Source organism: Ewingella sp. AOP9-I1-14, assembly GCF_052375995.1.
In the GTDB taxonomy this organism is placed as follows: Bacteria; Pseudomonadota; Gammaproteobacteria; order Enterobacterales; family Enterobacteriaceae; genus Ewingella; species Ewingella allii.
Map to the genome: position 1 here is coordinate 162,306 of NZ_JBQSVA010000006.1, position 26,545 is coordinate 188,850.

At 55.2% G+C, this 26,545-nt stretch carries 29 protein-coding genes; 14 read left to right on the forward strand and 15 right to left on the reverse strand.

Annotated elements, in window-relative coordinates:
* Positions 1–165: 165 nt before the first annotated feature.
* A complete protein-coding gene (locus ACT3RT_RS16910; RefSeq protein WP_353503438.1) occupies positions 166–909 on the forward strand; it encodes a 1-acylglycerol-3-phosphate O-acyltransferase in 744 nt (247 codons plus the stop codon).
* 73 nt (positions 910–982) lie between these two features.
* Entirely contained in the window at positions 983–2,398 is a 1,416-nt protein-coding gene (gene ftsP / locus ACT3RT_RS16915; protein ID WP_485902431.1) for a cell division protein FtsP, read from the forward strand.
* Positions 2,399–2,463: 65 nt separating this feature from the next.
* On the opposite strand, the gene dkgA is transcribed toward ftsP, so the two are convergent.
* Together dkgA and ahr are read right to left on the reverse strand one after the other, a co-directional pair.
* Positions 2,464–3,285 carry a 2,5-didehydrogluconate reductase DkgA gene (gene dkgA, locus ACT3RT_RS16920; protein WP_185689188.1) on the reverse strand — a complete coding sequence of 274 codons (822 nt, stop codon included), beginning with the start codon at positions 3,283–3,285 and terminating at the stop codon, positions 2,464–2,466.
* Positions 3,286–3,342: 57 nt separating this feature from the next.
* A complete protein-coding gene (ahr, locus tag ACT3RT_RS16925) occupies positions 3,343–4,383 on the reverse strand; it encodes an NADPH-dependent aldehyde reductase Ahr (protein WP_496203383.1) in 1,041 nt (346 codons plus the stop codon).
* A 184-nt stretch (positions 4,384–4,567) separates the two neighbouring features.
* Between ahr and ACT3RT_RS16930 the strand changes: the two genes are divergently transcribed.
* The gene (locus tag ACT3RT_RS16930; protein WP_353503435.1) at positions 4,568–5,494 is read left to right on the forward strand and encodes an AraC family transcriptional regulator; all 927 of its coding nucleotides are present in this window, start codon (positions 4,568–4,570) and stop codon (positions 5,492–5,494) included.
* Positions 5,495–5,547: 53 nt separating this feature from the next.
* On the opposite strand, the gene ACT3RT_RS16935 is transcribed toward ACT3RT_RS16930, so the two are convergent.
* The 5 genes from ACT3RT_RS16935 to ACT3RT_RS16955 form a co-directional block, all read right to left on the reverse strand.
* Positions 5,548–6,240: a DedA family protein gene (locus ACT3RT_RS16935; RefSeq protein ID WP_353503434.1), complete on the reverse strand. Its 693-nt coding sequence runs from the start codon at positions 6,238–6,240 to the stop codon at positions 5,548–5,550.
* A 120-nt stretch (positions 6,241–6,360) separates the two neighbouring features.
* The gene (metC, locus tag ACT3RT_RS16940; protein ID WP_485902434.1) at positions 6,361–7,575 is read right to left on the reverse strand and encodes a cystathionine beta-lyase; all 1,215 of its coding nucleotides are present in this window, start codon (positions 7,573–7,575) and stop codon (positions 6,361–6,363) included.
* 138 nt (positions 7,576–7,713) lie between these two features.
* On the reverse strand, positions 7,714–9,006 hold the full coding sequence (locus tag ACT3RT_RS16945) for a TRAP transporter large permease (protein WP_034793289.1): 1,293 nt from the start codon (positions 9,004–9,006) through the stop codon (positions 7,714–7,716).
* Between the two features lie 25 nt (positions 9,007–9,031).
* On the reverse strand, positions 9,032–9,544 hold the full coding sequence (locus ACT3RT_RS16950; protein WP_485902436.1) for a TRAP transporter small permease: 513 nt from the start codon (positions 9,542–9,544) through the stop codon (positions 9,032–9,034).
* A 56-nt stretch (positions 9,545–9,600) separates the two neighbouring features.
* The gene (locus ACT3RT_RS16955; protein WP_485902438.1) at positions 9,601–10,578 is read right to left on the reverse strand and encodes a TRAP transporter substrate-binding protein; all 978 of its coding nucleotides are present in this window, start codon (positions 10,576–10,578) and stop codon (positions 9,601–9,603) included.
* Between the two features lie 471 nt (positions 10,579–11,049).
* On the opposite strand from ACT3RT_RS16955, the gene exbB reads away from it, so the two are divergent.
* Both exbB and exbD read left to right on the forward strand, forming a co-directional pair.
* On the forward strand, positions 11,050–11,979 hold the full coding sequence (exbB, locus tag ACT3RT_RS16960; protein WP_353504030.1) for a tol-pal system-associated acyl-CoA thioesterase: 930 nt from the start codon (positions 11,050–11,052) through the stop codon (positions 11,977–11,979).
* Between the two features lie 6 nt (positions 11,980–11,985).
* Positions 11,986–12,411 (forward strand): TonB system transport protein ExbD, encoded by a 426-nt coding sequence (gene exbD, locus ACT3RT_RS16965; protein ID WP_496203384.1) that lies wholly within the window; start codon positions 11,986–11,988, stop codon positions 12,409–12,411.
* A 67-nt stretch (positions 12,412–12,478) separates the two neighbouring features.
* Here the strand turns inward: exbD and ACT3RT_RS16970 are convergent, their stop codons facing one another.
* Complete coding sequence (locus ACT3RT_RS16970) at positions 12,479–13,297, reverse strand: shikimate 5-dehydrogenase (protein WP_441655954.1); 819 nt, start codon at positions 13,295–13,297, stop codon at positions 12,479–12,481.
* Positions 13,298–13,415: 118 nt separating this feature from the next.
* Here ACT3RT_RS16970 and alkB point away from each other — a divergent pair, with 118 nt between their 5' ends.
* Both alkB and ACT3RT_RS16980 read left to right on the forward strand, forming a co-directional pair.
* Complete coding sequence (gene alkB, locus ACT3RT_RS16975) at positions 13,416–14,075, forward strand: DNA oxidative demethylase AlkB (protein ID WP_485902442.1); 660 nt, start codon at positions 13,416–13,418, stop codon at positions 14,073–14,075.
* An 84-nt stretch (positions 14,076–14,159) separates the two neighbouring features.
* A complete protein-coding gene (locus ACT3RT_RS16980) occupies positions 14,160–14,639 on the forward strand; it encodes a cold-shock protein (RefSeq protein WP_353503429.1) in 480 nt (159 codons plus the stop codon).
* 55 nt (positions 14,640–14,694) lie between these two features.
* On the opposite strand, the gene ACT3RT_RS16985 is transcribed toward ACT3RT_RS16980, so the two are convergent.
* The 6 genes from ACT3RT_RS16985 to ACT3RT_RS17010 all read right to left on the reverse strand — a co-directional run bounded on the left by ACT3RT_RS16985 (position 14,695) and on the right by ACT3RT_RS17010 (position 20,749).
* On the reverse strand, positions 14,695–15,657 hold the full coding sequence (locus tag ACT3RT_RS16985) for a Csu type fimbrial protein (RefSeq protein WP_353503428.1): 963 nt from the start codon (positions 15,655–15,657) through the stop codon (positions 14,695–14,697).
* The gene (locus ACT3RT_RS16990) at positions 15,654–18,227 is read right to left on the reverse strand and encodes a fimbria/pilus outer membrane usher protein (RefSeq protein WP_496203385.1); all 2,574 of its coding nucleotides are present in this window, start codon (positions 18,225–18,227) and stop codon (positions 15,654–15,656) included. Before ACT3RT_RS16990 ends, ACT3RT_RS16985 begins: the two co-directional genes overlap by 4 nt.
* Before the next feature lie 17 nt (positions 18,228–18,244).
* Entirely contained in the window at positions 18,245–19,042 is a 798-nt protein-coding gene (locus ACT3RT_RS16995; protein ID WP_496203386.1) for a fimbrial biogenesis chaperone, read from the reverse strand.
* A gap of 18 nt (positions 19,043–19,060) precedes the next feature.
* Positions 19,061–19,603: a Csu type fimbrial protein gene (locus ACT3RT_RS17000; RefSeq protein ID WP_496203387.1), complete on the reverse strand. Its 543-nt coding sequence runs from the start codon at positions 19,601–19,603 to the stop codon at positions 19,061–19,063.
* A 12-nt stretch (positions 19,604–19,615) separates the two neighbouring features.
* Positions 19,616–20,134 carry a Csu type fimbrial protein gene (locus ACT3RT_RS17005; RefSeq protein WP_353503424.1) on the reverse strand — a complete coding sequence of 173 codons (519 nt, stop codon included), beginning with the start codon at positions 20,132–20,134 and terminating at the stop codon, positions 19,616–19,618.
* Between the two features lie 63 nt (positions 20,135–20,197).
* Positions 20,198–20,749, reverse strand: a complete 552-nt coding sequence (locus ACT3RT_RS17010) for a Csu type fimbrial protein (protein ID WP_496203388.1) — start codon at positions 20,747–20,749, stop codon at positions 20,198–20,200.
* On the opposite strand from ACT3RT_RS17010, the gene ACT3RT_RS17015 reads away from it, so the two are divergent.
* The 4 genes from ACT3RT_RS17015 to ACT3RT_RS17030 all read left to right on the forward strand — a co-directional run bounded on the left by ACT3RT_RS17015 (position 20,748) and on the right by ACT3RT_RS17030 (position 22,818).
* Positions 20,748–20,924, forward strand: a complete 177-nt coding sequence (locus tag ACT3RT_RS17015; protein WP_353503422.1) for a hypothetical protein — start codon at positions 20,748–20,750, stop codon at positions 20,922–20,924. The genes ACT3RT_RS17010 and ACT3RT_RS17015 overlap by 2 nt on opposite strands.
* A 344-nt stretch (positions 20,925–21,268) precedes the next feature.
* Positions 21,269–22,072 carry a YdcF family protein gene (locus tag ACT3RT_RS17020; protein WP_496203389.1) on the forward strand — a complete coding sequence of 268 codons (804 nt, stop codon included), beginning with the start codon at positions 21,269–21,271 and terminating at the stop codon, positions 22,070–22,072.
* 67 nt (positions 22,073–22,139) lie between these two features.
* Entirely contained in the window at positions 22,140–22,463 is a 324-nt protein-coding gene (locus tag ACT3RT_RS17025) for a type II toxin-antitoxin system RelE/ParE family toxin (RefSeq protein ID WP_353503420.1), read from the forward strand.
* A 4-nt stretch (positions 22,464–22,467) separates the two neighbouring features.
* Complete coding sequence (locus ACT3RT_RS17030; protein WP_353503419.1) at positions 22,468–22,818, forward strand: helix-turn-helix domain-containing transcriptional regulator; 351 nt, start codon at positions 22,468–22,470, stop codon at positions 22,816–22,818.
* On the opposite strand, the gene ACT3RT_RS17035 is transcribed toward ACT3RT_RS17030, so the two are convergent.
* Entirely contained in the window at positions 22,815–24,323 is a 1,509-nt protein-coding gene (locus tag ACT3RT_RS17035; RefSeq protein WP_496203390.1) for an MFS transporter, read from the reverse strand. The genes ACT3RT_RS17030 and ACT3RT_RS17035 overlap by 4 nt on opposite strands.
* Before the next feature lie 116 nt (positions 24,324–24,439).
* On the opposite strand from ACT3RT_RS17035, the gene ACT3RT_RS17040 reads away from it, so the two are divergent.
* The 3 genes from ACT3RT_RS17040 to ACT3RT_RS17050 all read left to right on the forward strand — a co-directional run bounded on the left by ACT3RT_RS17040 (position 24,440) and on the right by ACT3RT_RS17050 (position 26,543).
* On the forward strand, positions 24,440–25,324 hold the full coding sequence (locus ACT3RT_RS17040; protein ID WP_485902454.1) for a LysR family transcriptional regulator: 885 nt from the start codon (positions 24,440–24,442) through the stop codon (positions 25,322–25,324).
* Positions 25,325–25,502: 178 nt separating this feature from the next.
* Entirely contained in the window at positions 25,503–26,027 is a 525-nt protein-coding gene (locus ACT3RT_RS17045; protein ID WP_496203391.1) for a hypothetical protein, read from the forward strand.
* Positions 26,028–26,030: 3 nt separating this feature from the next.
* Positions 26,031–26,543, forward strand: a complete 513-nt coding sequence (locus ACT3RT_RS17050; protein WP_485902458.1) for a DUF5384 family protein — start codon at positions 26,031–26,033, stop codon at positions 26,541–26,543.
* The last annotated feature ends 2 nt before the right edge of the window (positions 26,544–26,545 follow it).

Genomic DNA, 26,545 nt, shown 5'->3' on the forward strand with positions numbered 1-26,545 from the left:
TACAAAACTCCGCGAATTTGAAGTTGTTGCCTAGCGCAAAAATTTTACAAATGTATCAACAAAACCGTTGTGTCATGCTGGCTGAGGCCTGAGAATAGCCCGGCGCAGAGGGAAGGGAGCCGCAAGACGTCTTGCCTGCTTCGGCTGTATGCTTAAGAGGATGTTATGTTATTTATTTTGCGTCTGATCATCGTCGTTCTTTATTCAATTCTGCTAAGTATTTTGGGTTGTATCTACTGCCTGTTTAGCCCGCGAAATCCAAAACACGTGGCGACATTTGGTCATATGTTCGGGCGCCTGGCCCCGGTGCTGGGTATTACCGTTGAAAAACGTATCCCAGCCGAAGCGGCGCATTATGGTAAATGCATTTATATTGCTAACCACCAGAACAACTTCGACATGGTGACTGCCTCAAGCGTGGTGCAGCCGCGTACAGTGACCGTGGGTAAAAAGAGTCTGGTGTGGATCCCGTTCTTCGGCCAACTATACTGGCTGACGGGCAACTTGTTGATTGACCGTGATAACCGCGCCAAAGCGCACGGCACCATCTCGCAGGTGGTTAATCACATCAACAAGAAGAACATTTCGATTTGGATGTTCCCGGAAGGGACCCGCAGCCGCGGTCGTGGCCTGATGCCATTCAAAACCGGCGCTTTCCACGCGGCGATTTCAGCCGGCGTGCCTATCGTGCCCATTTGTGTTTCCAACACCAGCAATAAAATTAAATTAAACCGTTGGTCAAACGGTCTGGTGATTGTCGAGATGCTGCCGCCGGTGGACACCTCCCAGTACGGCAAAGAGCGTCTGCGCGACCTGTCTAACCACTGCCATCAGATCATGGCGGATAAAATTGCCGAGCTGGATGCTGAAGTTGCCCAGCGTGAAGCCGCGGCAAAAGCCAAAAAGTAAACCTTTTCCGCCTGCCGCCAATGAAGGTAGCAGGCGATTTACACAGCTTTGATTTTGTTTTCATGGAGAAGATATGTCACTCAGTCGTCGCTCATTCCTGCAAGCAACCGGCGTGGCTTTAGCCGCGGGCGCGTTGCCACTGAGGGCAAATGCGAATGGACCGCAGCCTGTTTTACCCGTTCCACCGCTTATCGAATCCCGTCGTGGCCAGCCGCTGTTTCTGACCATGCAAGCTGCGCACTGGTCATTCCTTGGCGGCAATAAGGCACCCGTTTGGGGCTTTAACGGCATGTACCTTGGGCCGACGGTGCGCGTCTACAACGGCGACGACGTCAAACTTATCTACAGCAACCGCCTGTCTGAATCTGTCTCAATGACCGTCAGCGGCTTGCAGGTACCCGGCACCCTGAGCGGCGGTGCGGCGCGCATGATTTCGCCCAACGTCGACTGGTCCCCGGTGCTGCCCATTCGTCAGGCCGCTGCCACCTGCTGGTATCACGCCAACACGCCAAATCGCATGGCGCCGCACGTCTATAACGGGCTGGCGGGCATGTGGCTGGTGGAAGATGAATTCAGCAAAAACCTGCCGTTGCCGAACCACTACGGCGTGGACGATTTCCCGATTATCATTCAAGACAAGCGTCTGGATAACTTCGGCGTGCCGCAGTACGACATGCCTTCTTCCGGCGGCTTTATTGGCGACACCATGCTGGTTAACGGCGTGCAAAGCCCCTATGTCGAAGTGTCACGCGGCTGGGTGCGCCTGCGCCTGCTCAACGCGTCCAATGCCCGTCGTTATGAGTTGAGCATGACCGACAACCGCGCGTTCCACGTGATTGGCTCGGACCTCGGTTTCCTGCCGGCGCCGGTCACCGTCCAGCGGCTGTCGCTGGCACCGGGCGAGCGCCGCGAAGTGCTGATCGATATGTCGCAGGGCGACGAAGTGTCCATCACCGCCGGTGAAGCGGCGAGCGTGATGCAGCGTCTTCGCGGCCTGTTCGAGCCGTCAAGCATTCTGGTTTCCACCCTCGTGCTAACCTTAAAACCGACCGGCCTGCTGCCGCTGGTCACTGATAATCTGCCAATGCGCTTGCTGGCGGACCAGATCCTTGGCGGCAGCGTGGCGCGCACCCGTGAATTCCGTCTGGGCGACAGCCAGCCGGGCATTAATGGTTCCATCTGGGACATCAACCGTATTGATACCACCGTGCAGCAAGGCTCGTGGGAGCGCTGGAATATCCATGCTGACCTGCCGCAGTCCTTTACCGTGCAGGGCGTCTCCTTCCTGGTGAAAAGCGTCAACGGCGCCGCGCCGCTGATTGAAGATGCCGGTTTCAAAGACACGGTGTGGGTGGATGGCGACGTGGAACTGCTGGTGTACTTCAATCAGGCGTCGTTCGAGCACTTCCCGTTCCTGTACCAGAGCGGCACGCTGGAGATGGCGGATCGCGGGTCGACCGGGCAAATGCTCGCAACGCCGTCGATGTAGCTTCACAGATTAATGGACATAAAAAAACCCGCCTCGGCGGGTTTTTGCTTTTGAACACGGCTCAGTTACATGGTGTCAGGGTCCGGGCCTAAGCGTTTGTTCAGATCCAACTTGGCGATCTCCGCCAGTTCTTCTCTTTCCAGTTTGAAATCAAATACGTCGAAGTTTTCATGGATGCGTTTAGGCGTTACTGACTTAGGAATCACAATCAAACCATTGTCGAGGTGCCAGCGGATCACCACTTGCGCCGGGGTTTTCTCGTATTTCTCAGCCAGTTTCTGGATCAGCGCCTGATCGAATACCCCTTCGCCACCCTGAGCCAGCGGGCTCCAGGATTCCGTCGCGATATTATGGGTGGCATTCCACGCGTGAAGCTGGCGCTGTTGCAGCATAGGGTGCAGCTCAATCTGGTTCACCACCGGGAAGATGCCGGTTTCGTCTTTCAGCTTTTGCAGGTGGGGAATGTTGAAGTTACACACGCCGACGCTTTTCGCCAGACCCTGCTCTTTCAGCTTAAGGATCTGCTTCCAGGCTTCGACATAGTTACCTTCGTCCGGCTTCGGCCAGTGGATCAAATAGAGATCGACATAGTCCAGACGCAGCTTCTTCAGGCTCTCCTCGAGGGCTTTCTCAGCATGCAGCTGATCGTCATTCCACAGTTTGGTGGTGATGAACAGCTCTTCGCGCGGCACCTTAATGCCACTCAGTGCTTCGCCGACGCCTTCCTCGTTTTTATAAATGGCAGCAGTATCAATGTGGCGGTAGCCGGCATTGATGGCCGTCGTCACAGCATTGCTTGCCTCTTCGTTACTGGCTTTCCATACGCCGAGTCCGAGCTGCGGCATCTTGTTGCCATCGTGAAGCTTGATGTTGGGTTGCGTTGCCATGAGTTTCTCCTTTACGGGTTTAACTAAGTTAGCTAATTACTTTGACTGCAGTTTTTATCATGCGTTCATATCTAGAATGACTCGGTAGCGCGCCTTGCCATCCTCCAAGTGCTTCACAGCATCATTGATTTTGCTGATAGGGAAGTGCTCGACCTGCGGGGTGATCTGATGACGGGCGCAGAACGCGAGCATATCCGCCAGACGTGACGGGGAGCCGGTGGGTGAACCGGAAATTTCGGCCTGTTTGCTGATGAGCGCCATAACGTGCACCGGCACGGCTTCAGGCACGACGCCAACAAAGTGCAGACGGCCTTTCGGTGCGAGAGTGGCGATAATGGCATCCCAATCCAGCGAGGCATTGGCGGTGACCATAATGAAGTCCAGCTGACCGGCGATCTTCTTCAAATCCGCCTGGTCGCGGGTGGCAATAACGCGGTGCGCGCCGAGGGAAAGGGCTTCATCGCGCTTGGCCGTTGATGAGGTAAATGCCGTCACTTCGCAGCCCCACGCGTTGAGGAAGCGCACCGCCATATGGCCCAAACCGCCGATGCCGATCACCCCCACGCGATGGGTTGGCAGCACGCCAAATTGCAGTAACGGGTTGAAAACGGTAATACCGCCGCAGAACAGCGGACCGGCGCTGGTGACCTCTACGCCTTCTGGCAGGGGGATAGCCCACGCCCAGTGACTGCGAATTTTATCGGCAAAGCCGCCGTGATGGCCGATGATGGTCGCTTCGACATCGTGGCACAGATGCTGGTCGCCCGAAATACAGGGATGGCAGTGCATACAGCTGCCGCGATTCCAGCCTACGCCGACCGTTTGCCCGACTTTCAACCCTTTATTGCGCGCGTGGTCACCCAATTTGGTGATTTTCCCCACCACTTCGTGTCCCGGAACAAAGGGGTATTGCGTGATCCCCCAGTCATTATTCAACATCGACAGATCAGAGTGGCACACGCCACAGTAATCAATGGCGACTTCAATCTCTTCATCACCGATAGGGCCAGCGTCGAAAGCAAACTTCTCCAGTGGGCTGCCTGCACTGGCGGTGGCCCAGGCATTAAAGGTATTTTCTGCGGCTTTAGATCCGGACATAACTCTCTCCAATCCTGTGATTTACTCATAAAGCCTAGCAGCTAACCTTGGTTCTGCTGGTTTCAGATGTGACTAAGTGATGCCCATTTCTGCCTAAGACTTGCCTGTTTCTACTGGCGACTGTAGAAAGCCGCGCGCGCGTGGCAGAATTAATGCCGGATCATTGAAAGTGAGGAAGGTCAGAATGGAATATGTTGAGCGTCTTTGCTCGAATCTGGCGGCACAGGTTGCGCGGATGAGTAGCGATAAGTTTCTCCACCATTCGACAGTGCCGCAGGTCACGCTGATGTATGCCGAAAAGCATCATCCGCGTACGCCCGTGCTCTACAACCCCGGAATAGTGATTCTGTTTCAGGGCAGCAAGGTTGGCTATCTGGGCAAGCGCACTTTCTCCTATGACCCGAAAAATTACCTGATGCTCACGGTGCCCTTGCCCTTTGAATGCGAAACCTTCGCCAGCGCCGAGCAGCCGATGGCCGGGATCCAGATCAGTATCAATACCGTGATGCTGCAAGATTTACTGATGGATATGGAAGAGGCGGGCTTTTCCGGGCAGAAGGATCAATCCTCGGGTATCAGCTCGGGCGTGCTGGATGAAGACATTCTTTGCGCCGCCGAGCGCCTGCTGGATTCGATGGAAAAGCCGCTGCGCGCCAAGGTGCTTGGCCCGCAGATCATCCGCGAAATCCTGTTCATGGTGCTGACTAGTGACAATGGCGGGGCGCTACAGGCCTTGGTGAACCGTCATACGCACTTCAGCCAGATCTCCAAAGCCTTGCGCCGCATTGAAACGCAATATGCGGAGAACCTGAGCGTGGAGCTGCTGGCCAGCGAAGTAAACATGAGCGTGTCGGCCTTCCACCATAATTTCAAAGCCGTCACCAGCACCTCGCCGCTGCAATATCTGAAAACCTATAGGTTACACAAGGCACGGATGATGATGATGTATGACGGTTTGAAGGCCAGCGCCGCGGCCCTGCGCGTGGGGTATGAGAGTGCTTCGCAGTTTAGCCGGGAATTTAAACGCTACTTTGGCGTGACGCCGAGTGATGAAATTGCTCGTGCGCGGGAGAATAATGCCCTGCCGCTGGCCGGGACGCTCGCCGGTTAAAGCTGGCGACAGGCGACTTGCTATAAATACTGCGACAGATAAAAAGAAACCCGCTACTCGGCGGGTTTAGTTTTTGTGGAGCAGGCGGCGATGCGGCATTTGCGTTTCTTCCATATCACCAGCAGCCCGCCGACCAAGCCAATCACCAGCAACAGCACGGGTAAAATCATCAGCCCGGCCATCACCTGATCCTCGTGGCGTTTAACCAGCGGGATTTGGCTCAGGGCGTACCCCAAAGTGACCAAGGCTCCCACCCACAACAGCGCGCTTAGCCAGTTAAACAGCTGGAAGCGGGCATTACTCAGACCTGAAATACCGGCCATGGTAGGCAGCAGGGTGCGGACAAACGCCAGAAAGCGACCCACCAGCAGCGCGGTTAAACCGTGCTGGATAAACATCTGATGCGCCCGCTGGTGATAGTGCGTGGGGAGTTGCAGCAGCCAGCCGCGCACCACTTTGGTGTGGCCGAGCCAGCGCCCCTGAAGGTAACTCAGCCAGCAGCCAAGACTTGCCGCCACTACCAGAATAATCAGAGTAGGGACAAAACTCATCACGCCACGGGCAATCAGCGCGCCGGTCAGCAGCAGCAGGCTGTCCCCCGGCAGAAATGAAGCTGGGAGCAGACCATTTTCCAGAAACAGAGTGATAAATAATACGGCGTACACCACCCAAAGAACCTTCGGATCGGCGAGAACGCTAAAGTCATGCTGCCAGAGTGCATGAAGGATATCGATAAGTACTGCCATAGTCTGTCCTGTCAGAGTGCTGAAAAACGACAACGTGGCTAGTGTAACGCAGATCCGTACCCCGTGGGTTGATCTGTCATAGTCAGAAAGCACCCAAAACCGTGCCTTCTGTAACAATCCTTATACTGAAGTGGCAATGCGTGCGAAACCGGCGTCCAGATCTTCAATCAGATCTTCGACGTTCTCCAGCCCGATGTGCAAGCGCACCAGCGTGCCGGTGAAATCCACGGTTTCCGCCGGGCGAATGGCTTGAATCTCTTCTGGCTGATTAGCCAAAATCAGTGATTCAAAGCCGCCCCACGAGTAGGCCATGCTGAAATGCGCGAAGTTGTCGAGATAGTCCGCCAGCTGTTGGCCGTTCAGGCGATCTTTCAGCACGAAGGAGAACAGGCCGCAGCTGCCGGTGAAATCTCGCTTCCAGAACTCATGGCCCTTACTGCCCGGCAGCGCAGGGTGATTGACCACCGCCACTTCAGGACGTTCGCTCAGCCACTGCGCCACGCGAATGCTGCTCTCTTCATGCTGGCGTAGGCGGATTCCCAGCGTGCGCAGGCCGCGGCTGGCGACATAGGCGGTGTCGGCATCCACCATTTGGCCCATCAGATAAGAGTGCTCGCGAAGCTGCTCCCAGCAGCGCTCGTTGGCCACGGCGGTGCCGATCATCGCGTCGGAGTGGCCGATGATGTACTTGGTGCCCGCCTGAATGGAAATATCGATGTCGAAATCCAGTGCTTTAAACAGAATGCCCGCCGCCCAGGTGTTGTCGATCATGATGATCACCTCCGGCGACACGGCGCGAACCGCGCGCACCATCGCGGGCAGGTCCGGCATCTCCATGGTGATCGAGCCGGGTGCTTCGAGGAACACTACTTTGGTGTTTGGCTGCATCAGGGAGCCAAGGTTTTCGCCGATATCCGCCGGAAAATAGGTGGTGCTGACGCCAAGCTTGCGCAGCACTTTTTCGGCGAAGTCTTGGGTCGGCTCATAGGCCGAGCTGGCCACCAGAATGTGGTCGCCGGTGGAGACAAACGACAGGATGGCGTTGCTGACCGCCGCCGCGCCACAAGGGTAGAGCACGCAGCCCGCGCCGCCTTCCAGCTCGACCATGGCTTGCTGGAATGAGAAGTGAGTCAGGGTGCCGCGACGGCCATAAAACAGCTCGCCGTTGGCGCGATGCTTGGTGGCAAACTTCTTCTCTTCTACCGAGTTAAACACCAGAGAAGAGGCGCGCTGGATCACGGCATTGACCGAGCCTAGCGTATATTTTTTGTCGCGCCCGGCGCTGACCAAAGTGGTTTCAATTTTTTTGGAAGAGATGGCTTTCTTAGAAGACATGATGCCTGTTCACCCTGTTAGTGTTTTTAAGCTCGTGCCTCGCGGCACGAGTCTTTTTCTTTAACTTAACATGATGATTAGGCTGGATCAGGTTTTGCCTGCATGTATGAGAAAATTTCAGTCTCTTTGCGACTTGGGCTAGCCCGTATAGACCCCGAACAGCTTCGGCAGCGTCAGGGAAATAGCCGGAATGTAAGTCACCATCATCAACACGGCGAACAGCACCAGATAGAATGGCAGCATGGCTTTCACCACTTTCTCAATGCTCTGTTTACTCACCGCGCTGGCGACAAACAGCACCGACCCTACCGGCGGCGTGATCAGCCCGATCCCCAGATTAACCAGCATGATCATGCCGAAATGCACCGGATCTATGCCCAGCGAGTTGATGACCGGCAGCAATACTGGCGTGAGGATCAGGATGATTGGCGCCATGTCCATCAGCGTGCCGATCAGCAGCAGCATGATGTTGATCCACATAAGAATCACATACTTGTTGTCCGAAATGCTGGTGAAGAACTCTGTGATGCGCATCGGCAGCTGCATGTAGGTCATCACGGCACCAAAGGCAGCAGCAAAACCAATCAAAATCATCACGATACTGACGGTTTTCACCGTGCGGTACATCAGTTTTGGCAGCTCAGACCATTTGTAGTCGCGGTAGATAAACATGGTGACGAAGAAGGACCACAGGCAGGCGATGGCGGCGGATTCGGTGGCGGTGAAAACGCCGCTGAGAATGCCGCCCATGATGATGACCACGGTCATCAGGCCCCACAGGGTGTCGACGAAAATCTTTAACGCCTGCTTAAACGGCACGCGCTCGCCTTTCGGATAGCCCCGTTTATGGGCGAATACCACGCACATCACCATCAGCGTCAGGCTGAGCAGCAGCCCCGGCAGGATACCGGCGATGAACAGCGCGGCAATCGACACCGTGCCGCCCGTCGCCAGCGAGTAAATCACCGAGTTATGGCTGGGCGGCGTTAAAATGGCCTGCACCGAGCCGCTGGCGGTTACCGCCGCGGCGAAGTCGCGCGGATAGCCCTTCTTCTCCATCTCCGGGATCATCACCGAGCCGATAGAGGCCGTGTCGGCCACCGACGAGCCGGAGATCGCGCCGAAGAAGGTGGACGCGACGATATTCACCAGCGACAGCCCGCCGCGAATAAAGCCAACAAATATGTACGCGAAGCTCACCAGACGGCGCGCAATGCCGCCTTCCGCCATGATCGCCCCGGCCAAAATAAAGAACGGAATTGCCAGCAGTGAGAACTTGTTTACGCCGTTGGTCAGTTGGATCATCAAGGCTTCCAGCGGCAGATCGATCCACAGCGCGCCCGCGACGGCGCTCAAACCCACGGCGTAAGCCACCGGCACGCCGATGGCCAGCATTACCCCCAGCGTTAAGAGTAAAATTAATGCATCCACGATGTCGTCTCCAAGAATAGGGCTATCAGGCTTCGGAATTACCCATTTGCACCACCGGACGGTGGCCTTGAGGGCCGGCAAAAATCTGCTCGATGATAAACAGCACGGTGAGCGCAGAGCCTATTGGCAGCGGCAGGTAGGTCTGCCCGGCGGTCAGCAGCGGGAACTCAGCCACCGGCTGATGCCACATTTCGCTGCACAGCAACAGGCTGTACCAGAAGATGAACAGGCTGATCGCCAGCATCATTATGTCGGCCAGCAGGGCGGAGAATTTTTTCAAAGCGGGCGGCAGGCGATCGGTCACCATCGCCACCATGATGTGCGAACCGGCGCGGTACGCCACCGCAGCGCCAACAAAGGTGAAGGTCACCATGCACATAATGGCAATGGGTTCCGGCCATGACAGGGCGCTATTGAGCACGTAGCGGGCAAAAATGCCGATGGGGATAACGGCGACCATAAACAGCAGGGCAATGCCTGCCAGCCACATGGCACAAATGTAGAGAAAGTCCATCAAACGCTGATAGCTAGAAAGCATAAAACCTCCCCAAAGGGTGCGCAAAAAGCGAGGCAGGCGGGCTGCCTCATCTCAAGTTATTGAACGTCGGCAATTTGCTGCATCAGGTCTTCATGACCTTTGCCGAATTCGTCTCGCACCGACTGGGTGGCTTTGAAGTAAGGCTGAGTGTCGATCTCGTAAAACTTCACGTCACCGGCTTTCATTTTTGCCAAAGACTCGTCGTTATAGGTTTTCCACAGCACGCGTTGTTCGTCTTGCGCCTCTTTGGCGAGTTTCAACATCAGCTGTTGATCGTCTTTGGACAGCTTGTCCCACTTCACTTTTGAGTACAGGAACAGCTCAGGAATGATGAAGTGGCGGCTGTAGGTGTAGTTTTTCACTACCGGCAGGTAGTTATGGGCGATGAAAGTCGGCGGGTTGTTCTCCGTGCCGTCAATCACCCCGGTTTGCATGCCGCTGAACACTTCGCTGACGCCCATGGCGACGGGGTTGGCCCCCATGGCTTTCAGGGTGGCCAGCGCAATCGGACTGCCCTGAACGCGGATTTTCATCCCGCGCAGGTCTTCCGGCTTAACCACCGGCTCTTTGGTGATGAGGTTGCGCGTGCCGCCGTCCATCCAGCCGAGGAACACCAGCTTGGAGCTTGGGTTGTTGGTTATCTTATCGCCAATTTCTTTACCGATTTTGCCATCCAGCACCTTGTGCATATGGTCTTCATCGCGGAAGACGTAAGGCAGGGTGAAGACGTTAATCTCAGGCAGAATCGAGGCCACCGGCGTCATGGAGACGCGGATAATGTCCAGCGCGCCGATCTGCGCCTGTTCAATCTCCTGCTTTTCATCACCCAGTACGCCGCCGGGGAAGGTTTTAATTTCCAGTCGGCCATCGGTTTGTTGTTTGAGTTTTTCGCCCATCTTTTGCACGGCGACGACGTTAGGATAGCCCTGCGGATGGACATCCGCAGCTTTAATGGTTTGCGCCAGCAGGCTGTGGCTAAAAACTAGGGTCGCGGAACTCAGGCAAAGGCTGAGAAGTGCTTGCTGCATTTTCATCAGTTTGTCTCCAGGGTACTCAGTAAAAGTGAACATCAAAAAAGAGGGAATTGAATGACCTGCACGAAGACTGCCGGTATCCGGTCTATGTCTTCACAAGCAAGATACCCGATTAGGTTTGTCGGTTATTTGAGCGTTATCACAAAGTGTAAACAGTTTTGAAATGTCATTACTTAATATTTAAAACATTGTTTTAATGTTTGAATCTGGCGGCAGCGTGTTGATTTCGGTGTGGATTTTTTCTGAAAGTGTGAAGTCGGTAAGATTGTGTGGTTTTTAATCGGCCATTTGAAAGCCTTGTTTTTGGTCAAAGACAGCGCCAGCGCTAGGCGCGATAATGTAAATAATAATGAGAACCACTATCAATTCTGGCTTTTAATTTGCTATGATTTGGGGCTGTCTTTACCCATGAATAAACCCTTTAACACTGATTTTTGCTGGAGGCGACGCGTGAAAACGGCTCGCAATAATATGAAAAAAGTGGCGTCAGCTTTGATGTCCTTCGTTTTGGTAGCAGGTCTGAGTGGCACCGCGTTAGCAGCACCTTCTTCTCCTGCGGCCAACGCCGTCACGCAAACGGCTCAGCCTTCTGCAACGAACAGCAACGACGCGCCAACGGCAGTCACTCCGGTTAGCACCTCTTCTGAACCTACCGCCAATACCGCCGCGGTTCCGGTTATCCCGAAAGATCTTTCAGTTCTTGGCATGTATCACCACGCTGACGTCGTAGTGAAGACCGTGATGATTGGTCTGCTACTGGCCTCCGTCGTCACCTGGACGCTGCTGTTCAGCAAGGGCGCGGAAGTGTGGAGTGGCAAACGCCGCCTGCGCCGTGAGTTCTCCGCGCTGGCCGGTGCCCGCACCTTGGACGAAGCCGCTGAAGAAGCCGAAAGCTTCGCAGCTACCAGCATCAGCAGCCAAATGCTGCGTGACGCACAAAACGAGCTTGAGCTTTCTGCCGGTTCTACCGACAACGGCGGCATTAAAGATCGCACCAGCTTCCGCCTTGAGCGCCGTGTTAGCGCCGCGGGCCGCCACATGGGCCGGGGTAACGGTATTCTGGCGACCATCGGGGCGATTTCTCCGTTTGTCGGCCTGTTCGGCACCGTCTGGGGCATCATGAACAGCTTTATCGGTATCGCACAGACGCAAACCACCAACCTCGCGGTTGTGGCACCCGGCATCGCCGAAGCCCTGCTGGCAACGGCGGTTGGTCTGGTCGCGGCAATTCCTGCGGTGGTTATCTACAACATCTTCGCGCGTACCATTGCTTCTTACCGCCACCAAGTGGGTGACGTGGCGGCACAAATTTTACTGTTGCAAGGCCGTGATCTGGACCTGGCCGCGAGCGCGGGCGAAACGCCACGTCCTCAGGCAGACCGCCAGCTGCGCGTAGGGTAATTCATCATGGCCATACGTTTAAATGACGACCTCGACGAAAGCGGTGAAATGCATGACATCAACGTCACGCCTTTTATCGACGTGATGTTGGTGTTGCTGATCATCTTCATGGTGGCCGCACCGTTAGCGACCGTTGATGTGCGCGTCGATTTACCCGCTTCAACCGCCAAGCCTCAGCCGCGCCCTGAAAAGCCGGTGTTCCTGACGGTGAAAGCCGATAAGCAGCTCTATCTGGGCGATGACGTGGTAATCAGCGCCAACCTGACGTCTATGCTTGACCAGCGCACTCAGGGCAACAAGCAAAGCACCATTTTCTTCCAGGCTGATAAGTCGGTGGATTATGAAACGCTGATGAACGTGATGGATACGCTGCGTAAAGCAGGTTATCTGAAGGTCGGTCTGGTGGGCGCCGAGCAGACTGCTGCTCAGTAAGGCTGGATCCGCACCGCCTTAAACCCTCTCCGTAACAAGAGAGGGTTTTTTTATGCCTGTTCGTCTCTTAGCCCCGCGCGTGGGCCGCGGCTTTTTCAATCAGGGCGTCATCCGGCCTTTTGCCGGTATACAGCACAAACTGCTCGACCGCCTGTAATGCCGCGACTTCCGCGCCGGTGATCACCTGCTTGTTCTGCTCGAGCGCGTAGCGAATCAGCGGGGTTTCTACCGGCGATGCCACCACGTCGAACACCACCGAGGCGCGATCAATTACGGATTTGTCGAAAGCCAGCGCGTCGACGTCCGGGCCGCCTTCCATGCCAATTGGCGTGACGTTAACCAGCATATCCACGGCGGCGTCGCCGACCTCGCTTCGCCACTCGTAGCCGTACTCTTTGGCCAGCGCGCGGCCACTTTTCTCGTTGCGAGCAATCACATAGCCCTGGGTGAAGCCGGCATCGCGGATGGCCGCCACCACGGCTTTGCCCATGCCGCCGCTGCCGCGCAGGGCGAACACCGCGTCCTTCGGCACCTGATACTGCTCCAGCAGTTTCGCCACGGCAATGTAGTCAGTGTTGTAAGCCCGCAGGAAGCCGTCGTCATTCACAATGGTATTAACCGATTGAATGGCGGTGGCGGACGGGTCAAGCTCGTCGAGGAAGGGGATGCAGGCCTCTTTGAAGGGCATCGACACCGCGCAGCCGCGAATACCCAGCGCGCGCACGCCCTTCACGGCGGCCTCAATATCTTGGGTTGAGAAGGCTTTATAGATAAAATTCAGATCCAGAGCCTGATACAAATAGTTATGAAAGCGGGTGCCGAAATTGCCGGGGCGGCCCGACAGTGACATACAGAGTTGGGTGTCCTTATTGATTTCGCGAGCCATGATCCTTCCTTATCAGTGATGTTGAAAATGCGTAATGCTTCAACCTTAGCCAAAGCTTCCGACCGCCGCTAGGCTTATCAGGCTATATACTTAATCAATAACGTCATCGGAGGTGAACATGAATTTAGACTTGTTCGATCATCCAGATTTCCACCCACACTGGCGGGAAGAGTTAGCGCCGGGGGCCGTGGTGCTGCGCGGCGGCGCGCTGCGAGACGACACCGCGCTGCTGGCGGAAATCGACAGAATTGCCGGATTGGTGCCTTTCCAATATCGTGCTACGCCGGGCGGCTATGCGATGTCGGTCGCCATGACCAACTGTGGCGAGGTCGGCTGGGTGACTGACCGTCAGGGCTATCGTTACCAAACCACGTCGCCGGAGAGCCAGCAGCCCTGGCCGCCGATGCCCGAGCTGTTCCGCACGCTGGCAGTCGAGGCCGCCGAGCAGGCCGGTTTTGCCGGTTTCGCGCCCGACGCCTGCCTGATCAACCGTTATCAGCCAGGGGCGAAAATGTCGCTGCATCAGGACAAAGACGAGCACGACTTCGGCGCGCCGATTGTGTCGGTGTCGCTGGGATTACCGGCGATATTCCAGTTTGGCGGCATGGAGCGCAGTGATAAGACCCAGCGAGTGACGCTGACTCACGGGGATATCGTGGTATGGGGCGGGCCGTCGCGGCTGCGTTATCACGGCATTTTGCCGTTAAAAGCCGGCGAACATCCGCTTACCGGCGGCTATCGTTTCAATCTTACCTTTAGAAAGGCGGCTGGACGGTAAAGCACAGGACTTTGCACGCATTCTGCATTAAACTGCGCGCTGCAAAAATTGACATGTTGAACGATTAATTAGGCGGTAAGAGCGATGAACGGGACAATCACAACTTGGTTTGAAGATAAAGGTTTCGGCTTTATCAAAGATGAAAACGGCGATAACCGTTATTTCCACGTGATTAAAGTCACCAACCCCGAGCTAATCAAGAAAGACGCCGTGGTGACGTTCGAGCCGACCACCAACAACAAAGGCCTGTCGGCGTTTGCCGTCAAAGTCGAGCCTGAAAGCAAATACATCTTTATTGCCGGTGAGCGCATCAAAATCACCAGCATCAAGTCCTATCTGGCTTACAGCGAAGAAGTCCCTGCCGAATCGCAAATCGACAAAGAGAATGCCGTGCTCTCCGTGGGCCTGTTGATGAACCGCATTCGCCCGAAAGAAGAAGAGAAAAAGGCCACAACGCGCACCCTGAAGAAGCTGGCAATCACCACCTTCCAGAACACCACCTACATCTTCTCGGAAGACGAAATCGACGTCGACGCCACCATGAAGATCCTCAAAGGGCTGTAAGCCCGTAGCAGGCCGTTGCAGCGACATGCGCACCGGCCTGCCATGATTTCCCCCTCTAATAAGTCACCGTCACCAGCACGGTATCGCTATAGGTTCCCGGCGGTGGGTTAGCCTGACTTGGGTTAACCGTCGCGGAGTAAGCCACGTTTTGCGACGCGCCGGTGCCGGTCATTGCGGTATTGGTCGCGGCGGTCCACACCGACGCATCCCCTTTAAAGATTTGATACTGCAAATAGCTGGTCACGCCGTTATTGGTCGAGGACATCTGCCGATACTGCCCGCTGCCCGGTACCGTGCTGGTCAGGTTGACGCTATAAGCCGCGTTCAACGTGCAGCGAATGCTCAGCGAGTTGTTGGTTACTGAGGCAAACCCTGCCGGGAAAGCCGCCGAGCCGAAGTTCACATTTGGCGCATTGTCGATGTAACAGAAGTTGGTCACCGTCATATTCACCGTGACTGTCGTGCTGTCTGCGCCATCGGTATAAACACATAGCCCCAGCACCCCGACGAAGCAAATATGGTAGGTCCAGTTAATCCCCAGCGTATCGCTATAACTTCCCGCCGGTAAATTCACCCCGGTCACCGTGCGCAGGTAAAGTGGCAGCGAGCCGTCGCTGGCGTTGAATAAGCCCAGCAGGCCGAGTAGCGTGGTACTGCTCCAGGTGGTCTGATTGCCAACGTTCACCACCGTGCCGCAGCCATTGTCCTGACAAATCTGATAAGGCAGTTTTACGCCGTTCGGCCCAAGCATTGCTGCCTGATTGCCGACACCGTTGGCTGAGGTTGCAATAGTGGCCGTGACTGTGTTGGTACTTAATAAGGAGAGCAGCGAGCCGGTGCATTTAAAGCCGCTGGTCGCCGTGACCTGTTGCGCGGTACTGCCCGCCACAAAGGAGCTGAGGGTGCCAAAACTCCCCGTGCCGGGACTGCTGGAGCAGGCGGCATAGGCCGCTGGCAGGCCAACGACTAACAGAGCCAGCGCGGCCAGCGCGCGCAGCCCCATCCTGAGTAGATTCATATCTTACCTCCTGACCCTGCGTTGGGATGGCAAACCAGCGGGCCAATTTGCTCAATGCTGTGATGGTTAAGATTCAGGTCAAAGCCAACCCGACAAACCGAATTATCTTCCTGACGAATCACTAACACGTTGTGCTGCTGAAGGTTGCTGAAGTAGACCAGCCCTTCATAGCCGGACACCGTGGTTTGCTGACTGTTTTGCTCGGTAACCAGCGTGCCCAATTTGAGCGGCTCGCCGTGGATATCGTTGATTTTAATGGTGGCCGACAGCTCGCGCTTCACCGGGAACTTCACCACCACGCCGCTGCCTTCGCGCACGGAAATATTGTCCACCACGCGATTCGCCACGGCATCGGCAGGCAGAGGCAGGGTGTCAATTTCCACCTTCGCCGGGTAATAGGAGCTGACGGTTGGGATCAGCAGATGGCCTTTTTTATCGGTTTTTCCCATTTTCTGGTTTTCATACATCACCGGCACGTCGGCGTAATTGTCGGTATCCACCACCATGAAGGCGTCGTTAATCTTGTCCGACAGGAAGAAGTCATTGGCGATAAACACCACCGAGCCGCTCAGATCTGCCCAGTTGGTGTAGTTGCCGCTTTCGCCATACAGCCCGCCCTGCAGAGTGGCGTAGCGCGTTTTCCATGTGGCATCAGCCTGCTGATAGGGGTCGCTGCCGCCGGTATAAGCCAAGTTCCACCCCAGCCCGCCCTCGGTCGGCGCCGTTTTGCTGGCCCCAATCTGCTCGCGGTAGTGGCCGCCGCTGTCACGCTGCAATCCGGCATTGATGCTGGTGTTCATATCCAGCGGGATGATGAACTGAAGCTGGGCGCTGTAGCCGCTGTCGCTGAGGGTTTTATTCAGTGACAGGAACATGCTCGACTGCCCCCACAGCGAGCGGCTGTAAGAGAGGTTGAGCAGCCGCGTATGGCTCTGGTCATAGGCTTCCACGTCGTAATAACCCACCCCCACCGTGCCGCTGGACTGGCCGAAAGGCGAGGTGCTGAAAGTCACCTGATCGGCCCGGCGGCTCAGGCTGGTATCACTGGTGTAAGAGGTTAAATCCTGATAGCCCGGCGTGCGCGACGAGCGCAGCGCCGAAAGGCTAAACAGGGTGGAATAGTAGGAGTAGCCGACCGTATATTGGTTGCCGCTTTTCTCGTCGGTAACGCGGGTGGGGTCCTTCGGATTGGTGATTTCGCCGTTGTTATTGGGTATGCCGCCAATAACATTGTTCGCCGGATTATTGCCATTGATATCAAACTCACCGAGGGTGCGCGGCGCGTGGTTGGCCTGACTCTGGCTGCCAGAAACGCTGAGCGTCCCCCAGTGCCCGACCGCCAAATCAGCTCCAATGCCGCCTAATGCCAGCCCGTTGGTTGCCTCACCGTGGCTGGAGAGCGTCAGGTAATTGGTAATGCCGTAGCGATAAATGCCGCTGAAAGCCGCGTCGGAGTAGTCGCCGCTGCTGATACCATAATTTTGCCTGACCGCGCCGAGGGATAAGTCGAAATCAGACAACCCGCTGCGCAGCAGGGTGTTGGAAACATAAAACGGCACGCTGGTGGAAACCTGTCGCCCAAGGGCGTCGGTGGTGACCACCGTGGCCTCGCCCGCGCCGTTGATATAAGGCACGTTGGTCAGGGTGAAGGGGCCGGAATTCAGATTATTGGTGCTGGCCTTAAAACCGTTAAGGAACAGGTCGACGGTGGTCGGCACGGCGGCGGTCCCGCTATATTGCAGCAGCGGATAGGTCACCAAGTCCGGGCGCACGCCGAAGTTGCGGCTGACGCGCAGCCCGCCCATGCGCGCCGAGTTGCTCCAGGTCAGCGAGTTACTCACGAAGTCACCCACCTGATAGCTGATCAAGCTCTGCTCGTCCGAGTAGCGCCAGTAGGTGTCATAGCGGATATAGCCGTCGGAGGTTGAACTCTCCGAGAATCCCTCCGGCGTGTCCATATTGTAGCGCCAGGTGCCGGTGTTGGTCAGAATTCCCACGTCGCTGAACAGCCGCTGCTCCATCCAGGTGGCGATGGATCGCGGCCCTTCGTGCGGGTCAGTGTAGTAAGAGTCATAGTTGAACAGCAGGCCGTTGCTGCTCTGCGACGGCGTATAGCTCAGTAGGCTGTCGCCGCGAATATTTTGCTGCGGCAACCACGCATCGGGTACCTTCAACACCAGCTGCTGGCTGGCCGAGTTGTACTCGGTTTTCACCTCTGGCAGCGCGCTGACGTTGACTAAGCCTTGCTGCTGGCCGTTGAGATGCACGTGATTTTTCGCCAGCACCCCGGACTCGACGAACCACGCGTTGTCGCGAAAAATCACCGGCACCACCTGATTATCCGTCTGACCATTGACCATGATCGCCAGATAATAGGTCGCCTCAACCTGAGTTGGCAGGGCGCGCGGCGCGGCGGGCAAGGCGTCATACTCTGCCCCCTGTCCCGCCATGGGCAGCAGCAGCAGGCTCATGCCGCTGGCGAAGATCAGCGTCATGCCGTGGCGCGCCGTTCGGCACGCCATTTGGTAAGCCAATAGCCCCGTACTCAGGGCGAAACCTCTGGTTTCCATGCGTTGCGGCTCCGGCATTATTCGCCGCGCGGGATCACAATAGGTTCAGCGTTATCAGCGATTTGCGCATTGAGCTGCCCGCCGGGGATCATGCCCGCAGGCACCGGCCAGCGCATCTCTTGACCCGGCAACACATAGCCCATAAAGCCGGTGGTCATGGCTTTGACGCCGCGTTTGGCGTCGCCGGTCATTGACCAGAAGACGTTGCTCAGGCGGGCGTGAACCACGCCAGTATTGCGAATTCTCAGGAAAGACTTACCGCCGCCGCTCTCAATGCTCCATTTGAGAACTGGCTTGGTGGCATCCGCCAGATTGCGTTTGATATCCGCGCGTTCGTTGGTCCAGATGCCTTCGCCGTCGAGAAACAGCGGCAGCAAATAGCGCATTTGTAGCTGCAAACCGACCACGGCTTTCTCTTTACCCTGCTCGGAAGGCTGCAATGGCGAAGGAATTTCGTCGATGATGATGCGAAACGCTTTCTCGGTATTAGCCGGAACGGGGGTGTTGCGAATCAAACGAATCAGCTGGCGTTGGCCGGGAGCGACGGTGGCGAAGGGCGGGCTGGCGACCACGTCATTCTGATCCGCATAGCGCTCGTTGAAGTTTTCCTGTTTCCACGCCAGCACCCGGACCTGCAGCGAGACGGGCGCCGCGCCGCGATTTTCCAGCCACAGCGCCGAGCCGTTTTGGTCCGATTCAATAATTTGATACACCGGCCACACCAGTACCGAACTGGCCGCCCGGCTGGGGGCAGCCCCAAAAAACAGGCCAAGTGAAACCAAGCTAATCAGTGCGCGTAATAATGTTTGATACATAGTTCATTTCCTGATGGTTCAATACGTTAGGGTGACAGTGACCGTATCGCTATAGGTTCCCGCTGAGGGTAATGGGGTCACGGCAAATAATCGTGCATACACCGGATAGGTTTGGGTTGTGGCCGGGAAGTTGCTGATGGTGCGAGCCAGCGTGCCGGTGCCCCACACTTGGCTTCGTCCCGAATCTTGATACAGCTGATAGCCCAACTTTTGGGCCGCATTGCTGGTGTTCGCCATAAAGCGACCCGTTGAGGTGCCGCCATTAACGCCATAATCGATAGCGATAGTGACGTTGGCGCCGGTGGTGCAGGTCACGACGATGCTGCCTGTCCCGCTGGCGCTGGTGACGTCAACGTTATTGGTGATGGAAGACATCGAGCCAAAATTGATGGTGCCGAGGTTGGTGATTGGCGTAGCAAGTGAATTACCAAAGGCGCAGCCACTGACAATGGTGGCATTGACGGTAAAAGATGAGTTTGCCGTTGCCGCCTGAGCCTTGGGGTAAGCCAAAACGCAGAGCAGCAGCAGTAGGTGATAAGGGGTTGAAGACCTACTGATCATAGTCGGCCTCCGTTACCAACTGACCGTAACATTGACCGTGTCTTGATAGGTGCCCGCGGCTGGCGTGGTTTGTACCGGCACTCGTCCATAAACGGTATGCCACTGATCGGCACCATTGCCGACGTCGCTCAGGCCGGTGGTGTTGTCCCAAATAGTGGCAAAAGTCGCGCTGGTATAGAGGTTATAAAGTACCTTCAGCGCGGCGTTGCTGGTATTAACCATATTGCGGCTGTTCACATTGCCACTGTTGCCGCCGTCCATCAGGATTTTGTAGCTCAGGCCGTTGATACAATTGACGCGAATCGAGCCCGCCAGCTGGGCGCTAGTGGCGCTGATAATGTTGCTCAGACTGGCATAATTGCCAAAGCTCAAGGTGCCGTAAGTGGTTGAACCGCCAGTGGTTGTCCCTGCGCTACAGGCAGGAAGCAGCGTCGCCGTGACGCCAATCGTTGCCGCATGACTGGTTGGCAGTAGAGCGGGCATCAGGAGCATACAGCGAAAGGGCAGCAACAACAGCGCCTTGATATCCATGGTCTTTCCTTCCTTGAATGGCAGTAGGTTCAGGGCCGAAAGCGGCCCTGACTCATTAAGCTATTACCAGGAAATCGTGGCGACGACGGTATCGTTATAGGTTCCAGCCGGAGGAGTTGTGCCGCCAGCGCCCGTTTGGTCGCCAGGTAACACGCGGCCATAGATCGGGATATTCTGCGCGGTAGTTCCTGTGGTTAGGGTAATCGGCGTATTGATGCCAATCTCAGTAGTACGCGCTGCATCAGAATAGAGGCGATAGGAGATTTTGTTGGCATCAAAGGTCATTGCGCGCACTGCGCCGGTTGCTGCCAGCCCGCCATTGAGTGAAAGTGTTGGTGTCAGGCCAGTACTACAGGTGATAGTGACCGCGCTGCCGTTGGTGCCAGTGACCGTGCCATTGATAATGCTGGTTAAATCGGCGTAGTTACCAAAGTTCAAAGTACCCCACTGGTTGGTGCCGCCTGAAGTGGAGCCGTTACCAACAGTACAACCAGTGCTGATGATTAGTTGAACACCGACCTGACCTATCAGTGTGCCTGCTGCCTGCGCACCCAGAGGAAGGGTGAATAATGCCGCAGTGATTAAACCCAGTAATGATTGATTTTTGACGTCCATGATGACTCCCAATAACAACGAACTCATGCTGTATGTGCATGCAAAGGCGTTTGCATGTGTAATTTCTCTGGCGGCAACAACAGAAAAAAAAGGAAAAAGTCATCAGGTCAAAGCTTTGCTGGCATCTCACTTTTGGAGATTTATCACTGAGTTTTTCAGTGTTTATGATGAATAAATGAGCAAATCTTTCTTTTGAATCATGAGAAGTTTCTTATAGTTGAGTTAAATATAAGTTAATAAATTTAACTTAAGGAGAAGTTTTTAGCACTTTTAGCAAAAAGCTCAAAAATGCTGAAATTAATAATGTTTTGGGATTTAATTCTTATAATTAAATTAATGTGGATTTAAATTCTTACTGATAACACTAATTTGATTTATGTAATCCTAATTTACTGCAAATATTTTTATGGATTTTGATGTCTTTACTGACCTAAACATCAGTAATTCAGCTGTTTATCGTTAAATTTTACTTTCTGATAACATCAGAGCTTGCCCTTTTTATCACCAAACGAGAGTTTTATGCCCTTAGCTGAATCGTATCCAGCCAGTCGACTGGCTGACATTAATGCAATGGCGCAATTTTTAGCTTTTGATCAAACAGAGGGGGCTTCTCCCAGCGAGCTGGCGCGCTTTCAGGCACCTTTACTTATCCTGCTTGGCAACGCAATTTTGCCGGTCGCCGAGGGCGCTTTTGCCGCGCTCGCCAGCGGTGCTGTGAGTAAAATTCTGATCGCGGGAGGGATTGGTCATTCGACCGAGTTGCTTTATCAGGCGGTAAAAAATCATCCAAGGTACGCGTCCATTGCCACCAAAGGGCGCAGCGAGGCGGAAATTCTGCAAGATATCGCCATCAATTTCTTCGCCATTGAGCCAGCCAAGCTCCTGTTGGAGACGCGTTCAACTAACTGCGGCGACAACGCCACTCAGGCCCGACGGGTGTTGGATCTGGCGGGTGACGGCTCATCGCGCATTATCCTGACGCAAGATCCGCTGATGCAGCGGCGCACCGACGCCAGCTTCCGTAAAGTCTGGCAGGACCGGCCAGAGGTGGAATTTATTAACTGGCCGACCTTCGTGCCGCAGCTCGACAAGCTGGCAGAAGAGCTCCACTACGCAGGCGAAACGCAGCACAGCCTGTGGTCATGGCCGCGCTTCGCTTCGCTGCTATTGGGCGAGATCCCCCGCCTGCGCAATACTCCGCAAGGCTACGGCCCGCGCGGCAAAGACTTTATCGCCGCCGTCGACATCTCCCCCGAATTGGAAGAAGCCTACGCGCGACTGCTCCCTCTATTGGGGGAAAGTCATGGGGATCGGTCGTTTTAAATACAGTTAGTTGTAGTTTTGTCTTTTATAAGAGACAATCCCGTCAGGTTTAGTGATGGGGACAGGGATGTACACAACTGAACATTATCAGGATAGAAACAAGAAACAGCCGTTCAAAATTTGGATGGATAAACTCAGGAAGAAGGATCTTCGCGCCGCGGCAAAAATTGACGTTGCCTTGGACCGTGCTCAGGCCGGTAACTTTGGTGTGCATAAATTTGAGCGCGATGGGGTATGGGAGATTAAGATCGATTATGCGGCGGGATACCGGATTTATTACTCGATAGAGAACGGAAAAATCATCTTACTTCTCGCGGGTGGAACGAAGAAGAACCAAAACGCAGATATCGATAAAGCAGTGAAATACTTAGCTGATTATCAGACGAGGTAAAATCATGGTTTCAAACAAAAAAACGGCAGTTGCCCCAGAGGCAGTACCGCCATCAGTCAGCCGTGATGCGGAGATCATTGCTACACTTCGTGCCGATCCCGCCTATGCCGAAATTTATCTTCAGACAGCTTTAGAAGAGATCTATGAAGTTGGCGGCGTGGCGGCCTTTCTCACCGCACTGCGTCGCGTCATTGAAGCTCGCGGCGGCGTCACCGAAATCGCTAAAAAATCCGGCATCACGCGGCAACATATCTACAAGGCGCTGTCTGAAAATGGCAATCCAACCATCGGTACGCTAACTGAAATCACTCGAGCGGCGGGAGTCAGACTGACCCCCGCGCAACATGCTAATTAAGTGGGTTGTTCCGCCATTGTTTCTTTCCCCGCCATCGCCACCATCACCACGACGGCAGACAGCAGGGTGATCGCCGCCAGGCTTAGCAGGACGTGATGCAGGGCGGCGGCGTAAATCTGTTGCAGTTGGGCGGCGCTGGCCTGCGGCAACAGGCGGAGGGCCTGGGTTAAATCGCCGGTTGCCAGACGCTGGCTGGCGTCACTTAAGATCGGGCCTGAGAAGTGCTGGCTCAATCCACCCTGTGCGAAAGCGGCGAGAAGGGCGCCGACGGTTGCCAGCGAAAGCCCTTCGCCCGCCACGCGGGTGGTGCTGAAAATCCCCGTCGCCATGCCCGCGCGCTCCTTGGGAACCACGCTGACCGACAGCCCGTCCATCAATCCCCAAGGCACGCCAACCCCCAAACCAATCACCAGCATCGGCAGGATCATCTGCCCGGCGTTTTGCGCCTCGACGGCAAGACTCAACCACCACAGCCCAAAGGTGGCGACCAGCAAACCGGCGGTGCACAAAAGGCCGGGACTCACCCAGCGCGTCAGGCCGGCGGCGATCAGCGGCACGGCCAGCATCGGCAGGGAGAGCGCCATCATCATTAACCCGGCCTGCTCCTCGCTCATCCGCATGATGCCGATAAACTGCATCGGCAGAATGACCAGCAGCACCACAAAACAGAATCCGGTAGCCAGCGGCAGTGCCTGAACGCCAATAAAACGTGGGAAGCGGAACAGCGACAGGTCGAGCATCGGGTTGCGCACGCGCAGCTCAACCCAGATAAACAGCGCTAGCAGCAGTGCGGCGCCAGCCAGCAAACCCAGCACTTGCGGGCTTTGCAGGCCATATTGCGGAATAGCCATCAGCGCCCAGGTCAGTAAAGCCAGCATCGAAGTGAAGGTCAACGTGCCGGGCCAGTCGATGCCGGTGGCGTTAGGGTTGCGCGACTCATGCATTCTCGACGCGCCGGTTAACAGGGCCAGCAGGGCAATCACCGTGGCGGAAATAAATACCGAGCGCCAGCCGAGGTGGGCTATTAGCAGGCCCGCCAGAAAAGGCCCAAAGGCCAGACCGACGCCAAAACTGGTGCCGAGCAGGCTGAATGCGCGGGTGCGCGCCGGGCCATCAAACTCTTGCGCCAAAGCCGCCGAGCCTCCTGCCAGTGCGGCCGCCGCCGCCACACCCTGCGCGCCGCGCAGTAGATCAATCCACAGCAGGCTGCTGCTAAAGCTTTGCAACAAAGAGAGCAGGGCAAAGCCCGCGACACCAATCACAAACACTTTTTTGCGGCCAAACTCATCGGCCAGGGTGCCCGCCGCCATCAAAAAGCAGCCGAAGCTGAGCATAAAGGCGTTGGTTATCCAGCTTAGCGCCTGCGCGCTGCCGCCCAGCTCGCGGGCAATCGCCGGGGTTGCTACCGCGCCGCTGACAAAGTTGAGTGGCAAAATCAGCGCTGCCAGGCAGACGGTAAACAACACGCTTAGCTGGCCGCTCTTGGTTTGGTTAGATGGACTCATGGCTTTCTCCGAAGATGAATAGTCCAAGGATGATAAAATGTCTGCAATTTTGCCGAAATGGGCTTAAAGTCCGTAGATTGCGGACAAAATAGCTCTAATTACCTCGCGGAGTGAAGATGGAAAACCTAAACGGCATGTTGGCATTCGTGCGTGCGGCGCAGCATCAAAGCTTCGCGGCGGCGGGCGAGATCATGGGGATCTCGGCTTCGGCGATAGGTAAAAGCGTGGCGCGGCTGGAGGCAAAGCTCGGCGTGCGGCTGTTTAACCGCAGCACGCGGCGCATTAGCCTGACTGACGAAGGCCAGCTATTTTTCGAGCGTTGTCAGCAAATCGTGGCGCAGATGGAGGAGGCCGAGCAGGAGTTATCGCGGGTTTCGGCCGAGCCGCGCGGTAAGTTGCGGGTGAGCATGCCGGCGATTGGCTATCGCATGCTGTTGCCGCACTTGGCGGAATTTATGCAGTGTTATCCGCAGGTTGAGCTGGAGCTGGACTTCAGCGATCGCATGGTAGACCTGATTGCCGAAGGTATCGACGTCGCGGTGCGCAGCGGCGAACTGCCGACCTCGCAATTGATGTCGCGCCGCCTCGGGCCTTTCCATTTTGTTATCGTCGGCAGCCAGGACTATTTTGCCAGAAACCCCGAACCCCATAGCCCGCGGGACTTGGCCCGGCACGCCTGCCTGCGCTACCGTTTTCCGGGCAGCGGGCAGATCCAGCCGTGGGATATCCGCAGTGACATGGCGCTAGAGCTGCCGGTGGTGGTGAGCAGTAACAACCTCGAGGCACTGATTCAGGCCGTGCTACACGGCGTCGGCATTGCCTATATTCCCGAGTTTCTGGTGCGCGAACAGCTCAAAACCGGGGTGCTGAAATCCGTTCTCAATGACTATTTATATGACGACGGCAAGTTTTCCATTGTCTGGCCAAGCAGTCGTCATATGTTGCCCAAGGTCCGCGTATTTATCGATTTCCTGACTGAGAAACAGATTTTGGTGGAGTAATAAATAGATTCAGATAATTCTGAAGTATATTGTGAAGGTAATGCCAGTGAAGAAGTGGCTTATTTTCGGTAATAATGGAAATAACGTTAAGAAAACGTAAGAGCGATTACAATTCCTGACTTTATATTTTACCGCCTCGGCGTATTCTCTCCCTTAACAACATACACAGGGAAAGGTTATGCCACTTCAACGCAGCTTAGTAGCGAGCACTTTGCTCTCTATGTTATTTCTCTATGGCTGTCAGTCTGATGCGAATAATTATCAGGCTGACGTTTTTACTACTTCACAACTTAATACCCGACAAGAAGCAAAAACGATAAATATTATTTCCGTAATGCCCGCTAAGGTCGTGGTGGATAACACGGATAATAGGAATACGGCAGTCACCGTAGGTTTGATCATAGGCGCAGTAGCAGGGGGTGTGGTCGGGGCTGCCTTGGGCTCTACCTCCGATGGTGCGATTGCCGGCGGTGTGTTGGTCGGCGGCGCCGTGGGCGCATTAACGGGTACCTCAGTCAACGATAAAAAATATGTAGAAGGCGTATCGTTAACCTATAAAGATGACACGCGAATTTATACCTCTGTACAAATGGGATATGCCTGTCAATTCTCTCCGGGCCTAGCAATGGTTATTTCCACTAAGAGCAATGAAACTCGTATTCAGCCGAATAACGTGTGCGCGAATAGTATGAGTAAGGAATAGACCATGAAGAATATCCTATTGTTTGGGTTTATTTTCGTTACCGCATTCCCCCTTATTTCTCACGCGGCGACATTACAACAACAATTATCTGATGTCGCGCAAGCTGAACAGCAGGGGCAATCAGAGGAGCAGGCGCGTTGGGAATATTATCAGCAGGAGCGGGAATACCATTACGAGCAATATATCAAAGAGCGCAACCGCAGAATTGCGGCGGCAAATGCCCGTGCTCACGCGCGTGAGGTTGAGCGCCTGAAAGATAAAGCGAGGGATCAGGCTTATCAGGATCAGCTTCGACAGCTGCAGGTTGAAAAAGGTAAGCTTGAAGTTCAGCAGTTAGCGGGACGAACCCAGCGTAATGATGAGTTTCTTACACAGGATTTGAAAAAGCAGGCAGCTGAAACCGATGTGATTCAGTCACAGGCTGATGCCAACCGTAAAAATGCCGAGGGAAACAAGGCTTTGATGACCAGCCAAGGGAAAGCGCTGGAAGCCAAAGCCGGTAAATGGTTTAACTAACC